Origin of the sequence: Dapis hubbardiae BLCC-M172 (assembly GCF_050016015.1) — a bacterium.
In the GTDB taxonomy this organism is placed as follows: Bacteria; Cyanobacteriota; Cyanobacteriia; order Cyanobacteriales; family Microcoleaceae; genus Trichodesmium.
In genome coordinates this window covers 18,383-20,463 of the sequence record NZ_JBNHEQ010000014.1, presented here as the reverse complement: position 1 = coordinate 20,463, position 2,081 = coordinate 18,383, and the positions used below count along the sequence as shown (strand labels likewise).

2 protein-coding genes are annotated in these 2,081 nt (G+C 31.6%); both read left to right on the top strand.

All coding sequences use genetic code 11. The features are described 5' to 3' along the window. Window positions 1-649: 649 nt before the first annotated feature. Window positions 650-955 carry a hypothetical protein gene (locus ACP6PK_RS01525; RefSeq protein WP_426557160.1) on the top strand — a complete coding sequence of 102 codons (306 nt, stop codon included), beginning with the start codon at window positions 650-652 and terminating at the stop codon, window positions 953-955. 503 nt (window positions 956-1,458) lie between these two features. After that, window positions 1,459-1,791, top strand: a complete 333-nt coding sequence (locus ACP6PK_RS01520; protein WP_426557158.1) for a hypothetical protein — start codon at window positions 1,459-1,461, stop codon at window positions 1,789-1,791. Window positions 1,792-2,081: the final 290 nt, after the last annotated feature.

Genomic DNA, 2,081 nt, shown 5'->3' with positions numbered 1-2,081 from the left:
CTACTCAAAAATCAAACCTTAGTCAAAATGAAAAATTCCACTTACCTCTATTTTTCCCAGACAAATTTCGGCAACTCCCCTAATAAATTCTAGAGAAAGGCAAAATTGATGATTCAGCAAAACCCAATTTCATCGACTACTCAAAAATTCCAACTTAGTCAAAATGAAAAATTCCACTTACCTCTATTTTTCCCAGACAAATTTCGGCAACTCCCCTAATAAATTCTAGAGAAAGGCAAAATTGATGATTCAGCAAAACCCAATTTCATCGACTACTCAAAAATCAAACCTTAGTCAAAAGCATAAATTCCATCTACCTCTATTTTTTCCCAGACAAATTTCGGCAACTCCCCTAATAAATTCTAGAGCAAAGTAAAATTTATGATTAACCAAACCCAAATTTAATTGACTACTCAAAAATGAAAAGTTAGTCAAAAGCAGAAATTTCATCGACTACTCAAAAATCAAAAGTCAGTCAAAAGCAGAAATTCCACCTACCTCTATTTTTCCCAGGAAATTTTCGACAACTTCTCCAAAAAATTAGAGAGCAAAGCAGAATTTATGATTTAGTCACACTAATAATTTAACTTCTTACTTCTTACTTCTTCCTTCTTCCTTCTTACTTCCCTACTACTAATAACCAAAAATAATGAATAATAATCTAGTCAACCTAACTTCTATTAATGCTATTTACGATTACCTGTATAAACATTTTGTAGATAATCGAAATGTGACAGAACAACAAAAATTAGAAATTCAATATCGTTTCAGCGATCGTCCTTGTTTGTGGGATGAATCTAATAATAAATTCTGGCAACCAAAACATACTTTTCAAGTAGAAGTTCCTTTTTTTGGTAGTCGTCGTATTTGTATGACTAATTCTCACTCTTTAGCAGAAGTTTATCAACTTTTAGGGCAAAGCAAAGAAAATCTCCAACTCTCACAGACTATATAAATTTTATTCAAGAAATAGCTGAAGAGAACGATAGCTTATCTCTAAATGATACAGATAAAACCTGTATTATTCAAGTTTTTCAACGTTTATAAGCTCAATTATATTTAGAGAAAGGTTCTATTAAAAATCTACCTATCCTGAATGCTGAAAATCAATTAATTCCTGCCAATAAAATTTTAATACCTGATGCTTATTGGTGGATAGATTATATAGATAATAACCGTCTATTACATCCTCAAGTCTCTCATAAACTAGCACAGTTAGCAGGTAGTTTATCTTTACTCAAAGATATAATTGAGATTCCTAAAAATGTTAAACCTGCTGATGAAAACCAAGTTAATGAATGGTGTAGGAAATGGTAAAATACTCTCAACTCTCCAAAATTCGTTTATGGTTTACAGAGATTAATTTTTCACTACCATGACTCAGGATTAGAAATCGATCTAAACTGGTTAAAAACTGCTAAAGTTGTACCTGCTAGTCAGATTAATGTAGATTTAGTTTTGCAGGATCAAAGTTTAGTTGCCTCATCTATTCCTGGAGTTTATTACTTTGATGTTGACCAGAAAATTTTTTATCTTACTGCCAGTGCTAATAGATATATTATGCTTTGTTATTTTGTAGAAGTCATTAATAGTCAACTGGGAAATTTTTCCCTAGATAATCTTTTGCCTCTTGCCAGTATTATTGATGTCGAACCTGAAAATATTAGTTCCCTGTTAGATGAATTAAGAATTAGGTCTTTTCAGAATGAGGAGATTATTGATGTTGATTTTTCTCCAGATTCTACAGATACTAAAAATAGTAATAATCAAATTTATTGGGGAGCATTTTAATCAAAATTAGGCAATAGGTAGCAATTACAGAGGTTTTTTTATAGGTAGACCACTGTAGGGACGTTCCATGGAACGTCCCTACAAGATTTTGTTTATAAACTTATAGTTGAGATTCATCCCTCAATATTATTGCTTTTTAAAATTCAATTTTACTAGCCAACCTTTTAGTCTCTGGAGAAAACTGGCTATGTACTTTGATTTAACTACAATGTCTTAGTTATGAGATTTTAGATACAGGTCTGAGCGATCGCCTGCTGACCTAAGCAGTATTGATTTAACTCAAACGTCTT

Excerpts from the sequence above, each read along its gene's own strand:
- ACP6PK_RS01525 (WP_426557160.1), top strand. The coding sequence starts at position 650 with ATGAATAATAATCTAGTCAACCTAACTTCTATTAATGCTATTTACGAT.